Origin of the sequence: Trinickia dabaoshanensis, assembly GCF_002879885.1 — a bacterium.
GTDB lineage: Bacteria > Pseudomonadota > Gammaproteobacteria > Burkholderiales > Burkholderiaceae > Trinickia > Trinickia dabaoshanensis.
Window position 1 is genome coordinate 145,544 of sequence record NZ_PNYA01000001.1, and the last position, 18,321, is coordinate 163,864.

Sequence of the window (18,321 nt, forward strand, 5' to 3'; positions counted from 1 at the left end):
CACGAAGCGCCGCGCGAGCAGCGCGCATGCGCTAAACAGCGTCGAGTCGAAAGTGCGCACCGAGCGCGCTCAACCATGAAACGGTGGCCGTGGCGCGGACTGGGTCCCGCGCACATCGCCGCTCCCGCTCGCCGCGCCGGCACTTGCCGATGCATCCGCGGTGCTGACACCCGGCACCGGCGACGCCGTAAAAGCGCGCTCCGCATGCGGGCCCGCGCCCGTCACGTCGCCGCGTTGCAGCGGCTGGGACGGCTGAGGCGGCTGAGACGGCCGCAGTACCGGCTCGGCGGGCACCACGGTAGCCGGTGCGGCCGAGGCGCGCGCCTTGGCGCCGTTGCCCGCAGCCTGCGCGGCTTTGCCGATTTCGCGCCGTCGTACCGCCCCGGCGAAGCGTGCGCCGCCAAGCCCGATAACGACGAGAAAGGCACCGATGAGCAGATTCGGCACGATGCCGAGCGCGGGCAACCAGAGCTCGTGCGGCCCGATCGTCCACGCCAGCACCAGCGCACCGGCCAACCACGTCACATGACCGACGATCTTGGCCGCGCCCACCGTCATGGCGCCATCCAGCGCGCCACGCAGCGAGAGCCACGCCAACCCGAGCAACGCGAGGCCCAGCATTTGTCCGACCATCGCCGGCTCGATCGCGGTCAGCAGCAGCGCGCGCTGCACGCCGCTGAGCGGCGACAGCAGCAACGCGGCACCGGAGCTCAAATAAAGCCCCGCATCGACGATCAAAACGGCGCGCAGTAGCGGTTTCATCGGCGTTTAGTCGACGTGATAGTTCGGCGCTTCCTTCGTGATCTGGACGTCGTGCACGTGGGACTCGCGCATGCCGGCAGCCGTGATCTGCACGAATTGCGCTTTCTCATGCATTTCGTCGATCGTGCGGCAGCCGCAATAACCCATGCTCGCGCGTACGCCACCAACCAATTGGAACAGGATCGCGCCGACGGAGCCCTTGTAGGCCACGCGCCCTTCGATCCCTTCGGGAACGAGCTTGTCGATGTTCGCCGAATTGTCTTGGAAGTAACGATCGGCGGCACCGTCCTTCATCGCGCCGACGGAACCCATGCCGCGGTACGACTTGTATTGCCGGCCCTGGAACAGGAACACATCGCCCGGCGCTTCTTCGGTGCCCGCGAACATGCTGCCCATCATGACCGCGTTCGCTCCGGCCGCCAGCGCCTTGCTGACGTCGCCCGAGAAACGCACACCGCCGTCGGCGATGACCGGGACACCCGTGCCCTTCAAGGCTTGCGCAACGTTGGCGATCGCCGTGATTTGCGGCACGCCCACGCCGGCCACGATCCGCGTCGTGCAGATCGAACCGGGGCCGATGCCGACCTTCACACCGTCCGCGCCGTACTCGACGAGCGCGCGTGCCGCGTCGGCCGTCGCGATGTTGCCGCCGATCACCTCGACGTGCGGGAAATTCTTCTTCACCCAACGCACGCGCTCGAGCACGCCCTTGCTATGGCCGTGCGCCGTATCGACGACGATCACGTCCACACCGGCCGCGGCCAGCGCCGCGACGCGCTCTTCGTTATCGGCACCCACGCCCACCGCCGCGCCCACGCGCAGCTTGCCGTGCTCGTCCTTGCACGCATCGGGGTGCTCGGTTTGCTTCGTGATGTCCTTGACCGTCATGAGGCCGCGCAGCTCGAAGGCGTCGTTCACGACGAGCACACGCTCGAGCCGGTGGCTATGCATCAGCGCCTTCGCCTCGGCCAGCGCCGTGCCTTCCTTCACCGTGATGAGCCGTTCGCGCGGCGTCATGATCGTACGTACCGGCTCGTCGAGCCGCGTTTCGAAACGCAGGTCGCGATTCGTGACGATACCCACCAACTGAGCGCCTTCCACCACCGGGAAGCCCGAAATGCCGTGCTGCAGCGACAGAGAGATGACGTCGCGCACCTTCATCTGCGGCGGAATCGTGATCGGATCGCGCACCACACCCGATTCGAAACGCTTGACCTTCGCCACTTCGCGCGCTTGTTCGTGGGCCGTCAGGTTCTTATGGATGATCCCGACGCCGCCTTGCTGCGCCATGGCAATCGCGAGGCGCGCTTCTGTGACCGTATCCATCGCGGCCGAAACGAGCGGCATATTCAGGGAAATGTTGCGGGTCAGCCGGGTTTTGAGGCTGGTGTCGCGCGGCAGAACGTCGGAGAACGCCGGGACGAGGAGCACGTCATCGAACGTGAGTGCTTTTTGGATCAGACGCATGGCAAATCCTATGGGCGCAAAAGCGAATTATACGCGATACCTCCCTGGTTTTTCACTGTGCGAACAGCGAGTTAGCGTTTTTTCTGTTCGGGGCGGGTGTCCCGTTTCGCTTTCCGGTTCGCGCGGTGTTCGCAAAAGTTTCGTTTGCCCAAGGCGCGCGTTCGAGCCGCCTGCCCCGTCGCGGCGAAGCGACAGCGAGTGCCGCGATGAGCGCAAACGGCGTGCCGCCGATTGCAGAATCGAACAAGACGGCACGCTCGCTCGGGACGTAAGCTGGCTCATCCAATCCATTTTCGAAGGGGAACGAGTATGCGGCGTGGGGTGATGTACGGGGTGATGGCGGGCGCGATTTGGGGCACGGTCTTTCTCGTGCCGCGCCTGCTGCCCGATTTCCCGCCGCTTTGGCTCGGCGCGGCGCGCTGCATGATGTACGGACTCGTTTCGATCGCGGCGGCGCTACCCATGATGCGCCGGCTCGCCCGCAAGGCGACGCGCGAAGACTTGTTCGCCGTCGGCAAGCTCGCGTTCGTCGGCAATCTCGTCTACTACATCTTTCTGACCGCCGGCGTCCACAGGGTCGGAATCGGACCGACCTCGCTCATCGTCGGCATCTTGCCCGTCACCGTGACGCTGGCGGGCCGCCGCGACGCGGGGGCCGTGCCGCTTGGGCGTCTTTATTGGCCGCTATTGCTCGTCGCGGCGGGCATCGTCTGCATCAACGTGGACGTGTTCGCGGCCGCCCCCTCGCCGTCCGGCCCGGGCGGCGCGCTGGACAAGCTCGCCGGCATCGCCTGCGCGAGCGGCGCACTGCTGAGCTGGACGTGGTTCGCCGTGGAAAACACCCGCTACTTGCGGCGCAACCCGCACTTCGACGGTAACGAATGGTCGGTCTTGCTGGGCCTCGCAACGGGCCTGTTCGGGGCGATCGCCTGGGCCGGCTGCATGCTGACTGCCGGCGCGACGCATACGACAGTCCACCTGGATGCGCGTTGGACCGTGTTCTGGGTATTGAATTTGGGATTGGCGATCGGCCCGTCCTGGCTGGGTACGGGCCTGTGGAACGCGGCGTCCAAACGGGTGCCGCTTACGCTCTCGGGCCAGTTGATCGTATTCGAGACGCTCTTCGCCCTGCTTTACGGCTTCGTCTACGATTGGCGGTTGCCGCGTCCGCTGGAAGCCGCGGCGATCGCGCTTTTACTGGCCGGCGTCACGTGGTCGGTCCGGCGGCACGACGACGGCGGCGGCTTTGGGCAGCCGGCGCCGATCGAAGCTCAGCTCAGCGCGAATCCTTAGGCAGCCATTTGCGGCCCTCGATCGAGCCGGCGCGCCGCGTTTTTTCCACACGGCGCTGACGAGCCAGCTTCGGATCGACGATCAGCGGACGATAGATCTCGACGCGATCGTGATCGGCAAGCGGCGCATCGAGCGACGCGAGCTTGCCGAAGATACCCACCTTCATCGAAGCCAGGTCGATTTCGGGATGCTTGCGCGCAATGTCGCTCGCCTCGAGCGCCTCGCGCACCGTGGCGCCGGCCGGGATCGTCACGGCAATCCGTGTCTGAGCGTCGGCGCGCGCGTAGCACACCTCGATGCAAAGGGTTGCGCTCATGGGCGGCCGTAGCGCTCGTCGGCGCGTTTGACGAACGATTCGACGAACGTGTTCGCGATGTGATTGAACACGGGCCCGATGATTTTTTCGAGAATCACGCTCGAAAACTCGTAATGCAGCGCGAACTCGATCTTGCAGGCATCGGTGCGCAGCGGCGTGAAGCGCCAGTAGCCCGTGAACTTGCGAAACGGACCGTCCGCGAACTCCATGTCGATCCGCGTGGGCCTGTCCTGCGTGTTATGCGTGGCGAAGTGCTGCTTGATGCCCTTGAAATTGATGTCGATGCGCGCCTCCATCTCGTGCTCCTCCTGCCGGCGTATGTCCACGCCTCCGCACCAGGGCAGGAAGTTGGGGTAGTCGGCCACGTCGGTGACGAGATCGAACATTCGCTCCGCCGAGTGGCGGATCAAGACGGTTTTTTGAACATCTGCCATAAAGAAGCACTGCGCGCGGCGGAAGTGGGGCGAGCTTGGCGGGCTCGATGGGCGCCGCTTTGCTAAAATCGTGATTTTAAACGAGTTGGGCGCCTTCCATATTCATGAGCATCATCGACAACAGAAAAGCCTTCTTCGATTACTCGATCGAGGAACGCTACGAAGCAGGGCTCGTGCTCGAGGGATGGGAAGTCAAGGCGCTTCGCGCCGGGCGCGGTCAGATCAAGGAAGGCTACGTCGTCATTCGTGCAGGCGAGCTGTTTCTGATCGGCGCGCACATCAGCCCGCTACCCGAGGCATCGACGCACATCACGCCCGATCCCGTGCGTACACGCAAGCTGCTCTTGCACGCGGACGAGATCAAGAAGCTGATCGGCAAGGTCGAGCAGCGCGGCTACACGCTCGTACCGCTGAACTTCCACTACAAGGGCGGGCGCGTCAAATGCGAAATCGGACTCGCCAAAGGCAAGAAGCTGCACGACAAACGCGAAGCCGAGAAGAAGCGCGACTGGGAGCGCGAGAAGGCACGGATCATGCGTTCCAACTGAACGAGTCGGGCGCGGCCGATCTGCGTCAATCGGCCGCGCCCTTTCGCACGTTCATCGCCCTTCCGCCACCGCCGTGCTCTTGCCGCGATTGACGATCGCCAGCGCCGACGCCACCATCGAACCCAAATCCGACAGATTGCCCGGCACGATCAACGTGTTACCGGCCTTGGCGAGGTTGCCGAAGGCATTGACGTACTGCTCGGCCACCTTGAGGTTGACGGCATCCATACCGCCCGTCGATTGAATCGCTTCGGCGATTTTTCGGATGGCCTGAGCGTTCGCTTCGGCCACCGCTAAAATCGCGGCCGCCTGCCCTTGCGCCTGATTGATGGCCGCTTGTTTCTCGCCTTCCGACTTCTGGATCGCCGCTTCGCGCCCGCCCGAGGCGATGTTGATCTGCTCCTGCTTACGCCCCTCCGACGCCGCGATCAACGCACGTTTCTCGCGCTCCGCCGTAATCTGCGCCTGCATGGCATGCAAGATCTCCTTGGGCGGCGTCAAATCCTTGATTTCATAGCGAAGCACTTTGACGCCCCAGCTGGAAGCCGCCTCGTCCAGCGCGGAAACCACGCTGTGGTTGATCAAGTCGCGCTCCTCGAACGTCTTGTCGAGTTCGAGCCGGCCGATCACCGAACGCAACGTCGTTTGCGATAGCTGCGTAATCGCCTGCACGTAATTGCTCGAACCGTACGAGGCCTTCATCGCATCGGTCACTTGGAAATACAGCACGCCGTCGACTTGCAGTTGCGTGTTGTCGCGCGTAATGCAAATTTGGCCCGGTACATCGAGCGGGATTTCTTTGAGTACGTGCCGGTAGGCGACGCGATCGGCGAACGGCAACACGATGTTCAGGCCGGGTACGAGCGTCGCGTGATAACGGCCGAAGCGTTCGAGAACCCATGCATGTTGCTGAGGCACGATCTTGATCGTCTGCGCGGCGATCGCGATCACGACGATGAGCAGCACAACCCCGACGATAGTCATATCCATTGTTCACTCCTTCGTTGTCGATACGGGATGATGAGAAGCATGCTTGCGCGCGACCAGCACGAGACGATTCGCGCGGACGGCCGCGATCTCGTACTCGCGCGCGTCCTCACGCTCGCCCGGCGCAAGCTCGACATCCCACTCGGCCCCGCGGTACGGCACGCGCGCGCGGCGATCGCGCCAGGCGCTGACTTCAACCGGCGCGCCGACGTCCAACACGACGTCGGGGTTCGTCGAGGTATCGCGTCGCTGCCGGTGGCCGAAACGCGAACGGCGCAGTACGACGACGGCGGCCAGCGCGACGAGCGCCGCCCACACGCACTGCGCGGCCAGGCTCGCGCCGTTCAGCTTCACGAGCGCGCCGGCGAGAAAGCCAAGCGCGATCATCAGCAAGTAAAACGTGCCCGTGAGCAACTCGGCAACGATCAGCGCCCCCGCACCGATCCACCACAGAAAATCGTTCGGCGCCATAACGGTCTCCTCGAAAAAAAACGCCCCGGATACACCGGGGCGTTATAGCACGAAGCAGGGTCCGACTTGGTGGTCGGGCCCTCGACTTCGGACCGTTACTTCGTCGTTTTAGCCAACGCTTGCCACGTATCGATGATCGTGTCGGGGTTCAGCGAAATCGACGCAATGCCTTCATCCGCCAGCCACTGCGCGAAATCGGGGTGATCCGACGGGCCTTGGCCGCAGATACCGACGTACTTGTCCATACGGCGGCACGTTTCGATCGCGCGCTTGAGCAGGAACTTGACGGCCTCGTCGCGCTCATCGAAGTCGACCGCCAGCAATTCCATGCCGGAATCGCGATCGAGGCCGAGCGTCAACTGCGTCAAGTCGTTCGAGCCGATCGAGAAGCCGTCGAAGTGCTGCAGGAACTGCTCGGCCAAAATCGCATTGGACGGCACTTCGCACATCATGATCAGCCGCAAGCCCTTTTCGCCGCGCTTCAGGCCGAACTTCTCGAGCAAACCGACCACGCGTTCCGCCTGCTTCACGGTACGGACGAACGGCACCATGATCTCGACGTTCGTAAGGCCCATGTCCTCGCGCACACGCTTGAGCGCCATGCATTCCATCTCGAACGCTTGCGCGAAATCCTGTGCGATGTAACGCGACGCGCCACGGAAGCCGAGCATCGGATTTTCTTCGTCCGGCTCGTAGCGCGAGCCGCCGATGAGCTTCTTGTACTCGTTCGACTTGAAGTCGGACAGACGCACGATCACGGGCCGCGGATAGAACGCCGCCGCGATCGTCGCAATGCCTTCGGTCAGCTTGTCGACGTAAAACGCCCGCGGCGATGCATGCCCGCGCGCCACGCTTTCCACCGCCTTCTTCAAATCCTGATCGACGTTCGGATACTCGAGGATCGCCTTCGGGTGTACGCCGATGTTGTTGTTGATGATGAACTCGAGCCGCGCGAGACCCACGCCCGCATTCGGCAGTTGCGAGAAGTCGAACGCGAGTTGCGGGTTGCCGACGTTCATCATGATCTTGACCGGGATCGGCGGCAATTCGCCGCGCGAGACTTCGGTCACTTCGGTTTCGAGCAGCCCGTCGTAGATCTTGCCTTCGTCGCCTTCGGCGCACGAAACCGTCACGAGCGAACCGTCCTTGAGGACGTCCGTCGCATCGCCGCAGCCCACGACCGCCGGCACGCCGAGTTCGCGGGCGATGATGGCCGCGTGGCACGTGCGGCCGCCGCGATTCGTGACGATCGCCGCCGCGCGCTTCATCACGGGCTCCCAGTTCGGGTCCGTCATGTCGGCCACGAGCACGTCGCCCGGTTGCACGCGTTCCATTTCCGACGGATCGTGGATCACGCGCACACGGCCCGCACCGATCTTTTGCCCGATCGCCCGGCCCGTCGCCAGCACTTGCGATTGGCCGCGCAGCTTGAAGCGCTGCTCGACCTTGCCCGCGCCTTGGCTCTTCACCGTTTCAGGGCGCGCCTGCAAGATGAAGATCTTGCCGTCGCGGCCGTCCTTGCCCCACTCGATGTCCATCGGACGCTGGTAGTGCTTTTCGATGATGACGGCGTACTTGGCCAATTCGATCACGTCTTCGTCGGTGATCGAGAAGCGGTTGCGCTGCTCGTGCGATACGTCGATCGTCTTCACGCGGCCCGGCTCGCCCGGCTTCGTGAACTCCATCTTGATCAGCTTGGAGCCGATCGAACGACGGATGATCGGGTACTTGCCTTGTTCCAGCGTGGTCTTGAACACGTAGAACTCGTCCGGATTCACGGCGCCTTGCACGACCGTTTCACCCAGGCCGTAGCTCGACGTGATGAACACGGCGTCTTTGAAACCCGATTCGGTATCGAGCGTGAACATGACGCCGGCCGCGCCGACGTCGGAACGCACCATACGCTGAACGCCCGCGGAGAGTGCGACTTCGGCGTGCGTGAAGCCCTTGTGGACGCGATACGAGATGGCGCGATCGTTATAGAGCGACGCGAAGACGTGCTTCATGCGATCGAGGACGTCCTCGATGCCGACCACGTTCAGATAGCTCTCCTGTTGCCCCGCGAACGACGCGTCGGGCAAATCCTCTGCCGTCGCCGACGAACGCACGGCGAACGACAGCTCTTCGGGGGAGCTTTTTTGGAGTGTCTCGAATTGAGCGCGGATCTCGGACTCGAGGCGCGGCTGCATCGGCGCATCGACGATCCACGCACGGATTTCCTTACCGGCGGCCGCGAGCGCCTTGACGTCGTCGACGTCCAGCGTTTCGAGGCGAGCGGCAATCCGTTCGGTCAAATTGTTGTGCTTGAGGAAATCGCGGAACGCGAGCGCGGTCGTCGCGAAGCCCGTGGGCACGCGTACACCCGCCTCAGCCAATTGGCTGATCATCTCGCCGAGCGACGCATTCTTGCCGCCCACGATCTCTACATCGGTCATCCGTAGCTGTTCAAACGGAATTACATACGCCTGATCCTTCGCGATGTTTGCTGCGTTAGTCATACAAGCCCCTAAGTGTGAAAAAAATACTCAGTCGCGCGTGTGGGCTTGGTGCGCGCGGGCCATTGGAACCCGGTGCGCAGCACGCGCAACCTGTTGGAGAAGCAATCGCCGCGCGCGGCCGATCGCAATTGCTTATCCAACAGGTTGTCCGCTATTCTACCCTGCTTCTATCTCCGCGCTTGCTCCGGCACGACCGCGAGATGACAAAATGACCCGCTAGGGGCACCGTTGCACGCGAAAACGCGCGACAATCGCGTTTTCTCCCGCAGCGCCCGCGCTGCTTCCGACGCGTTTGCCGATGCCGCCTACCGTATTTATCGTCTCCGACGGAACAGGGATCACCGCCGAAACGTTCGCGCACTCGATCCTGTCCCAATTCGACCAAAAGTTCCGCCTCGTGCGGGTCCCGTTCGTGGACTCGGTCGACAAAGCCTACGCCACGATCGAAAAGATCTCCGAATCGGCCGAACTCGACGGGCGCCGCCCGATCGTCTTCACGACGCTCGTCGACAGTGCGTCGAACGCGATCGTCAAAAACTCGAACGCGCTCGTACTCGACATCTTCCAGCAGTTCGTCGAACCGCTGGAGCAGGAACTCGAGATGAAGTCGACCCACGCGATAGGGCGCGGGCACCAGAACGCCGATACCGACGAGTACAAGACGCGGATCGAAGCGATCAACTTCTCGCTCGCGCACGACGACGGTCAGTCGAACCGCAATCTCGCCGATGCGGATGTGATCCTCGTCGGTGTCTCTCGTAGCGGAAAAACGCCGACGAGCCTGTACCTCGCCATGCAATACGGCGTGAAAGCGGCCAACTATCCGTTGATTCCCGAGGATTTCGAGCGCGGCAAGCTGCCTACGCCGCTCATCGCGCACCGGGACAAGCTGTTCGGGTTGTCGATCGATCCGCAGCGGCTCTCCGAGATTCGTAATGAGCGCCGCCCCGGCAGCAAGTACGCCGCGCCGGAGAATTGCCGCTATGAAATCAACGAGGCCGAAGCGCTGATGCGCAGAGAAGGGATCAAGTGGTTGTCGTCGACGCATAAGTCGATCGAGGAGATCGCCACCACGATCCTGCAGGAAATCAAGCTCGACCGGCCGACTTATTGAGATTGAAAGCGCGAGCGGGCGTTAACCGCCGCGTTGCGTTGGGCTTGCCGGCGGATTTTCGAGCCGCCGGGGCGATTCACCTCGGTGGACTCTGGACTCAACGCGCGGCGCGCTGCTGGCGGCACTGTTCGAACAAACAGATCGCCGCCGCTGCGGCCACGTTCAGCGACTCCATGCCGCCCGGCTGCGGAATCGTCAGACGATGCTCGACGGCGGCGCGCCACGGTGCCGATACGCCCGCCCCTTCGTTGCCGAACACCCAGGCGATCGGGCCTGTCAGATCGCAGTCGTAGAGGGCCTGGGGGCCATGCGAATCGGTGATGGCGGCCGGTACGGCCAGTCGCTCGATCAGCGTGGCAGCGTCGATGTCTTCATGGATATCGAGCAGGAAATGGGCGCCCATGCCCGAGCGGAGTACCTTCGACGACCAGGCGTAGGCCGTGCCGGGCGCGCAAAACACCTGTTTGACGCCGGCCGCCGCCGCGCTGCGCAGGATCGAGCCGACGTTGCCCGCGTCTTGAACGCCGTCGAGCACGACACAGGTCACCGCGACCCGCTCGGGTAGCGACGCGGCAAGCTTGCGCACGACCAACAGCATCCCTACGCCGTGCACCACGCTCGACAATTGCCCGAACAGTGTATCGGGCAGTACGACGACGCGCTCGGCCTCGAGCCTTGCAACGATGGCTTGCGCCTCGTCATGGCGCAATGCCCCTTCCGTCACGACACAGGTTTCGGGCTGCCCCGCCACGTCGAGATAGGCGCTCGCCAAATGAAAGCCCTCCAGCAACGCTTGGCCGCCCTTCTTTTGCTGATGGGTGGATGCGGCTAGCGCCTTGAGACGCTTGTACAGGGGGTTGTCGCGCGAGGTGATCGCTTTCACGGAAATAGGCTGAAAAGTGGCCGCCTAGTGGCAGGCGACGCGTTCGGATTGATGGGTCTATTGGTCGGCGCTTACGCCGGCTGCGCCCGACGCAAACGGATCGTTCAGGATAGCTTGCTCGCCGAACGCATCTGAGCCGATTTCAATCTCGAGCGCAATGGCGCCCGCGCTTGCCGGCGCTGTCGTGCCGATGCCGAGGCGCGCGAACGCGGCCCGCACCGGCGCGAACGAGCGGCGATGATGCTCGCACGGCCCATGCTCGGCCAGCGCCGCCAAATGCTGCGGCGTGCCGTAACCGGCGTGCGCATCGAAGCCATAAGCGGGAAACTGCGCGTGAAGCTCGAGCAGCATCCGGTCGCGCGTGACTTTCGCCAGAATCGACGCCGCCGAAATCGCCGGCACGAGCGCATCGCCGCCGATCACCGCTTCGCTCCGGACGGAAAGCTCGGGGCACCGGTTGCCGTCGATACGCGCAAGCGTCGGGGTCAGCGACAGCCCCTCTACCGCCCGCTTCATGGCCAGCATCGTCGCGTGCAGGATATTGAGCCGGTCGATTTCCTCGACACTCGCCGATGCCACGCAATAGCTCAGCGAACGCTCGACGATCTTCTCGTACAGCGCCTCGCGCTTTTTCGCGCTCAGCGCTTTCGAATCGTCGAGACCACGGATGCGGCGCTTCGGATCGAGAATGACGGCAGCGGCAACCACCGGCCCGGCCAACGGCCCGCGGCCCGCCTCGTCGACGCCGCAAACGATATCGAGCGGCGAATTGAAATCGAGCGCCCCTTGCGGCGAGAGACTACCGCCTCGAGCGCGACTCGAACCGGGCGCGCTCGCCGAGGCGGCATCGACCCGGGGCTCGGCGGATGCGCGCTTTGCGCGCGGCGGTCGCGAACTCGTCATGGGCGCGGCTTCCTCGCTTCGATGACGCGCGCAACCGCCTCGGCCGCGCGCTCGGCCGTGTTCCTGCGCAGCGTCAAATGCATCTGCGTGAACACCTCCGTGAGCGTGCGCCGGTTTGCGTCGTCGTGCAACTGCACGAGCGTCGCGTCGGCCAGCGCTTCCGGCGTGGCGAAGTGCTGAAGCAGCTCCGGCACGACAAAGCGCTCCGCCAAGATATTCGGCAGGCCGACGTACGGCAAGTACCCTTGCCGGCGCATGATTTGCCCCGTCAGCCAAGGCACCTTGTAGGAGATCACCATCGGCTTCTTGAGCAACGCCGCTTCGAGCGTAACCGTGCCGCTTTTGACGAGCACGGCATCGGCCGCGGTCATCGCGCGTTGCGCATCGCCGTCGGTCAGCGTGAGCGCGAGTTCGGGGTGCGCCGCGACGAGCGGCTGCAGCAGCTCGCGCAACGCGGGCGTGGCGGCCGGCATCACGAATCGCAAACCCGGCTCGCGGCGCTGCATGATCGCCATCGCGGCGAAGAACGTCGGACCGATCAGCCCGATTTCGGAGCGCCGGCTACCGGGCAACACGGCAACGATGGGCCCCGAGGCAGGCAGGCCCAGCGCTGCGCGGGCACCGGCGACGTCGGGCTCCAGGGGGATTTCGTCCGCGAGCGGATGACCCACGTAGCTGGCCGATACGCCGGCTTTTTCCAGCAACGCCGTCTCGAACGGGAACACGCAGAGCATATGATCGACGGCCTTGACGATCGTCTTGATGCGTCCGCCGCGCCACGCCCAAATCGAGGGGCACACGAAATGAATCGTCGGGATACCGGCCCCGCGCAGTGCCCGCTCCAACCCGAAATTGAAATCGGGGGCATCGACGCCGATAAACACGTGCGGCGGCTCGGCCAGCAATTGATGCTTGAGCTCGTTGCGGATACGAAGGATTTCGGGGATGTGCCGCAGCGCTTCGACGTAGCCGCGCACGGCGAGCTTGTCCATCGGCCAATGGGCCTCGAAGCCTTGAGCGGCCATGCGCGGACCGCCAATGCCGTAGTACCGTGAAGCCGGCGGCAAGACGCGCGTGAGACCGCCGAGCAGCGAAGCCGCCAGCAAATCGCCGGACGGCTCGCCCGCAACCATCGCGATACGCAACGCTTTCGATTGCAACGTCATCGCTTAGCGGATGATGCCGCGCTGCGACGTTTCGATGAAGGCAATCAGCTTTTGCACGTGCTCATCGCCGTCGCCGCCGGCGGACGCCAGATCGGCGAGCTGCGTCTTCGCTTCCTCGAGCGACAAGCCGTTCTTGTACAGCAGCCGGTAGGCGCTGCGCAGCGCGGAGATCGCGTCGGCCGAAAACCCGCGCCGCCGCAACCCTTCGACGTTGATGCCGTGCGGCTCCGCCTTGTTGCCGGCCGCGATGACGAAAGGCGGGATGTCCTGCACGAGCGCCGAAGCCCCGCCGAGCATCGAGTGCTCGCCGATTTTCACGAACTGGTGCACACCGGACATGCCGCCGACGATCGCCCAATCGCCGACGATGACGTGCCCCGCCATCTGCGCGTTGCTCGACAAAATCACGTGGTTGCCGACACGGCAATCATGGCCGATGTGCACGTATGCCATGACCCAATTGTCGTCGCCGACCGTCGTCACGCCGCCGTCTTGCACCGTCCCGGTGTGGATCGTCGTGAATTCGCGAATCGTGTTGCGATCGCCGATTTCGAGCCGCGTCGGCTCGCCTTGGTACTTCATGTCTTGCGGACGGCCGCCGACGTTCGCGTAATGGCCGATCCGATTATCGACCCCGATCGTCGTATGTCCTTCGATGACGCTGTGCGAACCGACGCTCGTGCGCGCGCCGATCGTGACGTTCGCGCCGACGATCGCATACGGTCCGATCTCGACGTCCTCGCCGAGCTGCGCGCCCGGCTCGATGACCGCTGTGGGATGAATCCTGCTCATGCGCTTATCGCCCTTCTCTATGCTCAGTTGCGACGTTTCGGCCGCCTCGGCTCGCCATGGTTGGGCATGGGCCGAATGGGCGTCCGCGACCGGCTGCGCTGGCGCAGCCGCGTCACTCGTTCGTGTGCTTCACCGTACACATTAGTTCGGCTTCGGCGGCGGTCACGCCGTCCACTTCCGCACGCGCCTTGAACTTCCAAATACCGCGCATATAACGCTCGAACGTTACGTTCAGAATCAGTTGATCGCCCGGCTCGACGACACGCTTGAAGCGCGCCCCATCGATTCCGACGAAGTAGTACAGCGTCGTTTCGGGATCGTGCGGTTCCTCGGCGAACGTCAGCAAAGCCGCCGTCTGCGCGAGCGCCTCGAGAATCAGGACCCCGGGCATCACCGGGCGTTGGGGGAAGTGCCCCATGAAGTACGGTTCGTTGATCGAGACGTTCTTCAATGCCTTGATGCTCTTGTGCGGCTCGAGCTCGAGCACCCTGTCCACGAGCAGGATCGGATAGCGATGCGGCAGCAGCGTGAGGATCTTATGGATGTCGAGATTGATTTTTTCAGTGCTCATGGTGTGTCTGCTCCACGCAATGGTCTCGCGCGGGTGATTGACTGCGGATGCTGATCGCGGCGGCAGGTAGGCCGCCTGCCGGGGCGCCGCCTTGCCAGGCGCAGCCCCGGTGCTTGCTCAAGCGTTGTCACCTCGCTCGGCAAGCGTTGCTTCGAGTGTCTTGATGCGTTCGCGCATCTTGTCCAGATTGCGTACGAGCGCGGCGCTCTTGTTCCATTCGGCATGACCGACGGCCGGGAACGCGCTCGTATAGATGCCCGGCTTGAGCAGCGACTTCGAGACGCCCGACTTCGCCGTCACGATGACGAAATCGCCGAGCGTCACATGTCCGGCAACGCCGACGGCCCCGCCGATCATGCAATGACGGCCGATCGTCGTGCTGCCCGCTATACCGGCACAGCCGGCGATCACCGTGTACGCACCGATCTTGCAATTGTGGCCGATCTGCACGAGGTTATCGATCTTTACGCACTCCTCGATGATCGTATCGGCCATCGCGCCGCGATCGATCGTAGTATTTGCGCCGATCTCGACGTCGGCGCCGATCGCGACGCCGCCCACTTGGGGAATCTTGACCCAACTGCCCGTGCGCGCCTCGCCCTCACCCTCGAAATCGGGGGCGAAACCGAAGCCGTCGGAACCGATGACCGCCCCGGCATGCACGATGGCACGTGGCCCGATGTTGCAGCCATGATAGACGGCGACGTTCGGATACAGATGCGAGTCTTCGCCGATGCGGGTGCCGCGCCCGATCGTCACGTTGGCGTCGATCCGCGCACGCGCGCCGATGACGGCACCTGCCTCGATGACGACGTGCGGCCCGATGACGGCGTCCGGTGCGACCTGCGCGCTCGGATCGATGACGGCGCTCGGATGCACGCCCGCCGGCGCCTTCGGCGAGGCCAGGTCGATGAACCACTGCGCCACGCGCGCGAAATAAGCGTACGGGTTGGGTGTGACGATGAAGCTACGCCCCTCGCGCGAGGCGAGTTTGGCCAGATCGCCCGGCGCGATGAGGACGGCGCCGGCTTGCGTCGTCTCGACTTGCGACAAATATTTCGGATTGGCCAGAAACGCCAATTGATGAGGCTGCGCCTGATCGAGCGGTGCCAGCCCTGCCACCTTCAGGGCCGCGTCGCCTACGACTTCGCCGCCGAAGCGCTGCGAGATTTGCTCGAGCGTCAATGCCATTCGCGTACCACTCCGTCGTTCAGTTCGTGGCGCTGGGGCTCGAGGCGGCCAGCGCCTTCAGCACCTGATCGGTGATGTCGATGCGCGGGCTCACGTAGACGGCTTCCTGCACGATCAAATCATAGTGCTGCTGCTCGGCGATCTGCTTGATCACCTTGTTCGCACGATCCAGCACGGCCGCCAACTCTTCGTTGCGGCGCTGATTCAAGTCTTCGCGAAACTCGCGCTGTTTGCGCTGGAATTCCGTGTCGAGATTCGACAATTGACTCTGCTTGCTGGCGCGGTCAGTTGGCGATAGCGACGCGGCGTTCTTGTCGAGCTGGTCGGACAAGGTCTTCAGGCGGCTCGCCATGTCTTGCAAATCTTTGTCGCGCTTCGCGAATTCCGCCTCGAGCTTGAGCTGGGCGGCCTTCGCCGCCGACGATTCGCGCAGGATGCGATCCGAATTGACCGCCGCGATGCGGGCCTCTTGCGCTTGAGCGGCGCCCGCCACGAGCGCCCCCGTCAACGCCACCACGCCCACTACACGTTTGAAAAACGTACCGGTTTGCAAAATCTTCCTCTCGATGCTGGACAGGGTATGGCGCGCAGTTAGAACGCCGTCCCGATCTGGAATTGGAATTTCTGGTATTGATCGCCCGTGTGTTTCTGAAGCGGGAAGCCCAAGCTCACCTTGAGCGGGCCGATCGGCGAAATCCACGCGAGACCCAGACCGTAGCCGTAACGCAAGCCGTTCGCGCCGGTGCTCGAGCCTTCCGTACCCCAGACATTGCCGCCGTCGAAGAACGTGAAGACGCGCAGCGTCCGGTCGTAACCGGTGCCCGGCAGCGGGAACGTCAACTCGATATTGCCGACGACCATCTTCGAGCCGCCGATCGGATCGTTCGTGGTCGCGTCGCGCGGACCGAGCGAGCTCGGCTGATAGCCCCGCACGGAGCCGATACCACCCGCGAAGTAGTTCTTGAAGATCGGGAACGGCTTGCCGCCCATGCCGTTGCCGTACCCGCCCTGGAAGTTCAAGCCCAACACGAAGCCGCGCGCGAACGAGTAGTAGTACTGCGCCTGCAAATCGGCCTTGTAATACTGGGCCGCACCCACCGGCGTGCCGTACTCGGCGTTCGCCTGAGTGAAATAGCCGCGGCTCGGCACGAGCGCGCTGTCACGCGCATCGCGCGACCAGCCCACCGTCAACGGAACGTTGTTCGACACGCGGCCGAAGTTCGACACGTAGTCTTTATAGACTTGCGGCGTCGTGCTGTCGATGTCGAGACGGTTCTGCTCGAAACCGGCGCCGAAGTACACCGTATCGACTTCCGAGAACGGAATCCCGAACTTCAAATCGCCGCCCGCCGTGATGATGCGGAAGCTCGAACTCGTCGAGTAGTACAGCGGCTGCGTGGTGCGGTAGTAAACGTCGGTGATCCGCTTGATGCCGTCGACCGTGAAGTACGGATCTACTTGCGTGACCGTCAGCGTGCGGTACGAACGGGCCGTATTGATGTTCACGGCCAAGCTCGTGCCGGAGCCGAACACGTTGTCTTGCGAAATGCCGGCGGAGAGCACCACCTTATCCGTCGAGGAGAAACCGGCGCCGAGCGTGATCGCGCCCGTCGGCTTTTCCTTGACGTTCACATCGACGTCCACCTGGTCGGCCGTACCCGCCACCGGGGTCGTGGTGACGTCCACATCGGTGAAGTAGCCGAGGCGGTTGATCCGGTCTTTCGAGAGCGCAAGGCGGCTCGAGTCGAACCACGAGCTTTCGAGCTGACGCATTTCGCGTCGAATCACCTCGTCGCGCGTGCGCGTATTGCCCGTCACGTTGATGTGGCGGACATAGACGCGCCGGCTCGGATCCACTTGCAGCGTCAGCGCGACCTTGTGGTGCACTTGATCGATATCGGGCTGCGCATTGACCGTCGCGAACGCATAGCCGTACTCGCCGAGCTTGTTGACGATGGCTTTGGTGGTGGCTTGCAGCTTTTCAGCCGAGAAACGCTGCCCCGGCTTGATCGTGACGAGCTTGCTCAGCTCGGCTTCGCGATCAAGCAGGTTGCCGGCCAGCTTGATGCCCGAGACCGTGTACGGCTCGCCCTCATGCACCGTCAACGTCAGGTACATGTCCTTTTTGTCGGGCGAAATCGACACCTGCGTCGACTCGATATTGAATTCGAGATAACCGCGATTCAGGTAGAACGAGCGGACGTTTTCGAGATCGCCCGTCAGCTTGTCCTTCGAGTACAGATCGTTCTTCGTGTACCAGGAGAACCAGTTCGGCGTGGACAGCTGCATTTCGTCGCGCAGCGTGCTCGTGCTGAACGCCTTGTTGCCGATGAAGTTCACCTGGCGGATCTTCGCGCTCGGGCCTTCGTTCACGGCGAACAGAATCGACACGCGGCTGTTGTCGATCGGCGTAACCGTGGTCGTGACTTCGGCGGCGTAAAACCCGCGCGTCAGGTACTGGCGCTTGAGTTCTTGCTCCGAGCGATCGACGAGCGACTTGTCGTAGTAGCGCCCCGGCGAGAGCCCGACGCTCTTGAGCGCCTTCGTGAGCGCGTCCTTATCGAACTCGTGCAAGCCGGAGAAGTCGATCTCGCCGATCGCCGGGCGTTCGGCCACGTTGACGATGACGACGTCGCCGTCCGTCGCAATGCGCACGTCGCTGAAGAAGCCCGTTGCGTACAGGGCGCGGATCGCCTCCGACGCTTTGTCGTCCGTGAACGTATCGCCCCGTTTGATCGGCAAGTACGAGAAAACCGTGCCGGGCTCGACCCGTTGCAAGCCCTCGATCCGGATGTCTTTCACCACGAAAGGCGCCGTCGCCGCATGAGCGACGAGCCCGTGAGCGGCAACCGCCGCGATGGCAACCGTCTTAGGAACAAAGCGATGAGGTTTGAACAACGTGCATCCCCAGAGTTTTTAGCTACA

At 63.5% G+C, this 18,321-nt stretch carries 18 protein-coding genes; 3 read left to right on the forward strand and 15 right to left on the reverse strand.

Features of this window, described 5'->3' with window-relative positions:
• Positions 1-69: 69 nt before the first annotated feature.
• A complete protein-coding gene (locus C0Z18_RS00630) occupies positions 70-762 on the reverse strand; it encodes a hypothetical protein (RefSeq protein WP_102643430.1) in 693 nt (230 codons plus the stop codon).
• Positions 763-768: 6 nt separating this feature from the next.
• A complete protein-coding gene (gene guaB / locus C0Z18_RS00635; protein ID WP_102643431.1) occupies positions 769-2,229 on the reverse strand; it encodes an IMP dehydrogenase in 1,461 nt (486 codons plus the stop codon).
• Between the two features lie 309 nt (positions 2,230-2,538).
• Here guaB and C0Z18_RS00640 point away from each other — a divergent pair, with 309 nt between their 5' ends.
• On the forward strand, positions 2,539-3,522 hold the full coding sequence (locus C0Z18_RS00640; RefSeq protein WP_102643432.1) for a DMT family transporter: 984 nt from the start codon (positions 2,539-2,541) through the stop codon (positions 3,520-3,522).
• On the opposite strand, the gene C0Z18_RS00645 is transcribed toward C0Z18_RS00640, so the two are convergent.
• A complete protein-coding gene (locus tag C0Z18_RS00645; protein WP_102643433.1) occupies positions 3,506-3,838 on the reverse strand; it encodes an RnfH family protein in 333 nt (110 codons plus the stop codon). The two genes, C0Z18_RS00640 and C0Z18_RS00645, sit on opposite strands and share 17 nt — an antisense overlap.
• Positions 3,835-4,272: a type II toxin-antitoxin system RatA family toxin gene (locus C0Z18_RS00650; RefSeq protein WP_102643434.1), complete on the reverse strand. Its 438-nt coding sequence runs from the start codon at positions 4,270-4,272 to the stop codon at positions 3,835-3,837. Before C0Z18_RS00650 ends, C0Z18_RS00645 begins: the two co-directional genes overlap by 4 nt.
• Before the next feature lie 104 nt (positions 4,273-4,376).
• On the opposite strand from C0Z18_RS00650, the gene smpB reads away from it, so the two are divergent.
• Positions 4,377-4,820, forward strand: coding sequence for an SsrA-binding protein SmpB (smpB, locus tag C0Z18_RS00655; RefSeq protein WP_102643435.1), 444 nt, complete (start codon positions 4,377-4,379; stop codon positions 4,818-4,820).
• 51 nt (positions 4,821-4,871) lie between these two features.
• On the opposite strand, the gene C0Z18_RS00660 is transcribed toward smpB, so the two are convergent.
• From C0Z18_RS00660 to ppsA, 3 genes are all read right to left on the reverse strand, one after another.
• Positions 4,872-5,810, reverse strand: coding sequence for an SPFH domain-containing protein (locus C0Z18_RS00660; protein ID WP_102643436.1), 939 nt, complete (start codon positions 5,808-5,810; stop codon positions 4,872-4,874).
• Positions 5,811-5,813: 3 nt separating this feature from the next.
• On the reverse strand, positions 5,814-6,278 hold the full coding sequence (locus C0Z18_RS00665) for an NfeD family protein (protein WP_102643437.1): 465 nt from the start codon (positions 6,276-6,278) through the stop codon (positions 5,814-5,816).
• Positions 6,279-6,373: 95 nt separating this feature from the next.
• Positions 6,374-8,776, reverse strand: a complete 2,403-nt coding sequence (gene ppsA, locus C0Z18_RS00670) for a phosphoenolpyruvate synthase (RefSeq protein WP_102643438.1) — start codon at positions 8,774-8,776, stop codon at positions 6,374-6,376.
• Between the two features lie 298 nt (positions 8,777-9,074).
• On the opposite strand from ppsA, the gene ppsR reads away from it, so the two are divergent.
• Entirely contained in the window at positions 9,075-9,890 is an 816-nt protein-coding gene (gene ppsR / locus C0Z18_RS00675; protein ID WP_102643439.1) for a posphoenolpyruvate synthetase regulatory kinase/phosphorylase PpsR, read from the forward strand.
• 97 nt (positions 9,891-9,987) lie between these two features.
• On the opposite strand, the gene C0Z18_RS00680 is transcribed toward ppsR, so the two are convergent.
• The 8 genes from C0Z18_RS00680 to bamA all read right to left on the reverse strand — a co-directional run bounded on the left by C0Z18_RS00680 (position 9,988) and on the right by bamA (position 18,294).
• Entirely contained in the window at positions 9,988-10,773 is a 786-nt protein-coding gene (locus C0Z18_RS00680; RefSeq protein WP_102643440.1) for a TrmH family RNA methyltransferase, read from the reverse strand.
• A gap of 57 nt (positions 10,774-10,830) precedes the next feature.
• Positions 10,831-11,676 (reverse strand): ribonuclease HII, encoded by an 846-nt coding sequence (rnhB, locus tag C0Z18_RS00685; RefSeq protein WP_102643441.1) that lies wholly within the window; start codon positions 11,674-11,676, stop codon positions 10,831-10,833.
• On the reverse strand, positions 11,673-12,842 hold the full coding sequence (lpxB, locus tag C0Z18_RS00690; RefSeq protein ID WP_102643442.1) for a lipid-A-disaccharide synthase: 1,170 nt from the start codon (positions 12,840-12,842) through the stop codon (positions 11,673-11,675). Before lpxB ends, rnhB begins: the two co-directional genes overlap by 4 nt.
• A 3-nt stretch (positions 12,843-12,845) precedes the next feature.
• A complete protein-coding gene (gene lpxA / locus C0Z18_RS00695) occupies positions 12,846-13,634 on the reverse strand; it encodes an acyl-ACP--UDP-N-acetylglucosamine O-acyltransferase (RefSeq protein WP_102643443.1) in 789 nt (262 codons plus the stop codon).
• A gap of 112 nt (positions 13,635-13,746) precedes the next feature.
• Complete coding sequence (gene fabZ / locus C0Z18_RS00700) at positions 13,747-14,205, reverse strand: 3-hydroxyacyl-ACP dehydratase FabZ (protein ID WP_102643444.1); 459 nt, start codon at positions 14,203-14,205, stop codon at positions 13,747-13,749.
• 117 nt (positions 14,206-14,322) lie between these two features.
• Positions 14,323-15,396 (reverse strand): UDP-3-O-(3-hydroxymyristoyl)glucosamine N-acyltransferase, encoded by a 1,074-nt coding sequence (gene lpxD / locus C0Z18_RS00705; RefSeq protein ID WP_102643445.1) that lies wholly within the window; start codon positions 15,394-15,396, stop codon positions 14,323-14,325.
• A 19-nt stretch (positions 15,397-15,415) separates the two neighbouring features.
• On the reverse strand, positions 15,416-15,949 hold the full coding sequence (locus tag C0Z18_RS00710) for an OmpH family outer membrane protein (RefSeq protein WP_199189362.1): 534 nt from the start codon (positions 15,947-15,949) through the stop codon (positions 15,416-15,418).
• Positions 15,950-15,987: 38 nt separating this feature from the next.
• Positions 15,988-18,294 carry an outer membrane protein assembly factor BamA gene (gene bamA / locus C0Z18_RS00715; protein WP_102643446.1) on the reverse strand — a complete coding sequence of 769 codons (2,307 nt, stop codon included), beginning with the start codon at positions 18,292-18,294 and terminating at the stop codon, positions 15,988-15,990.
• Between the last annotated feature and the right edge of the window lie 27 nt (positions 18,295-18,321).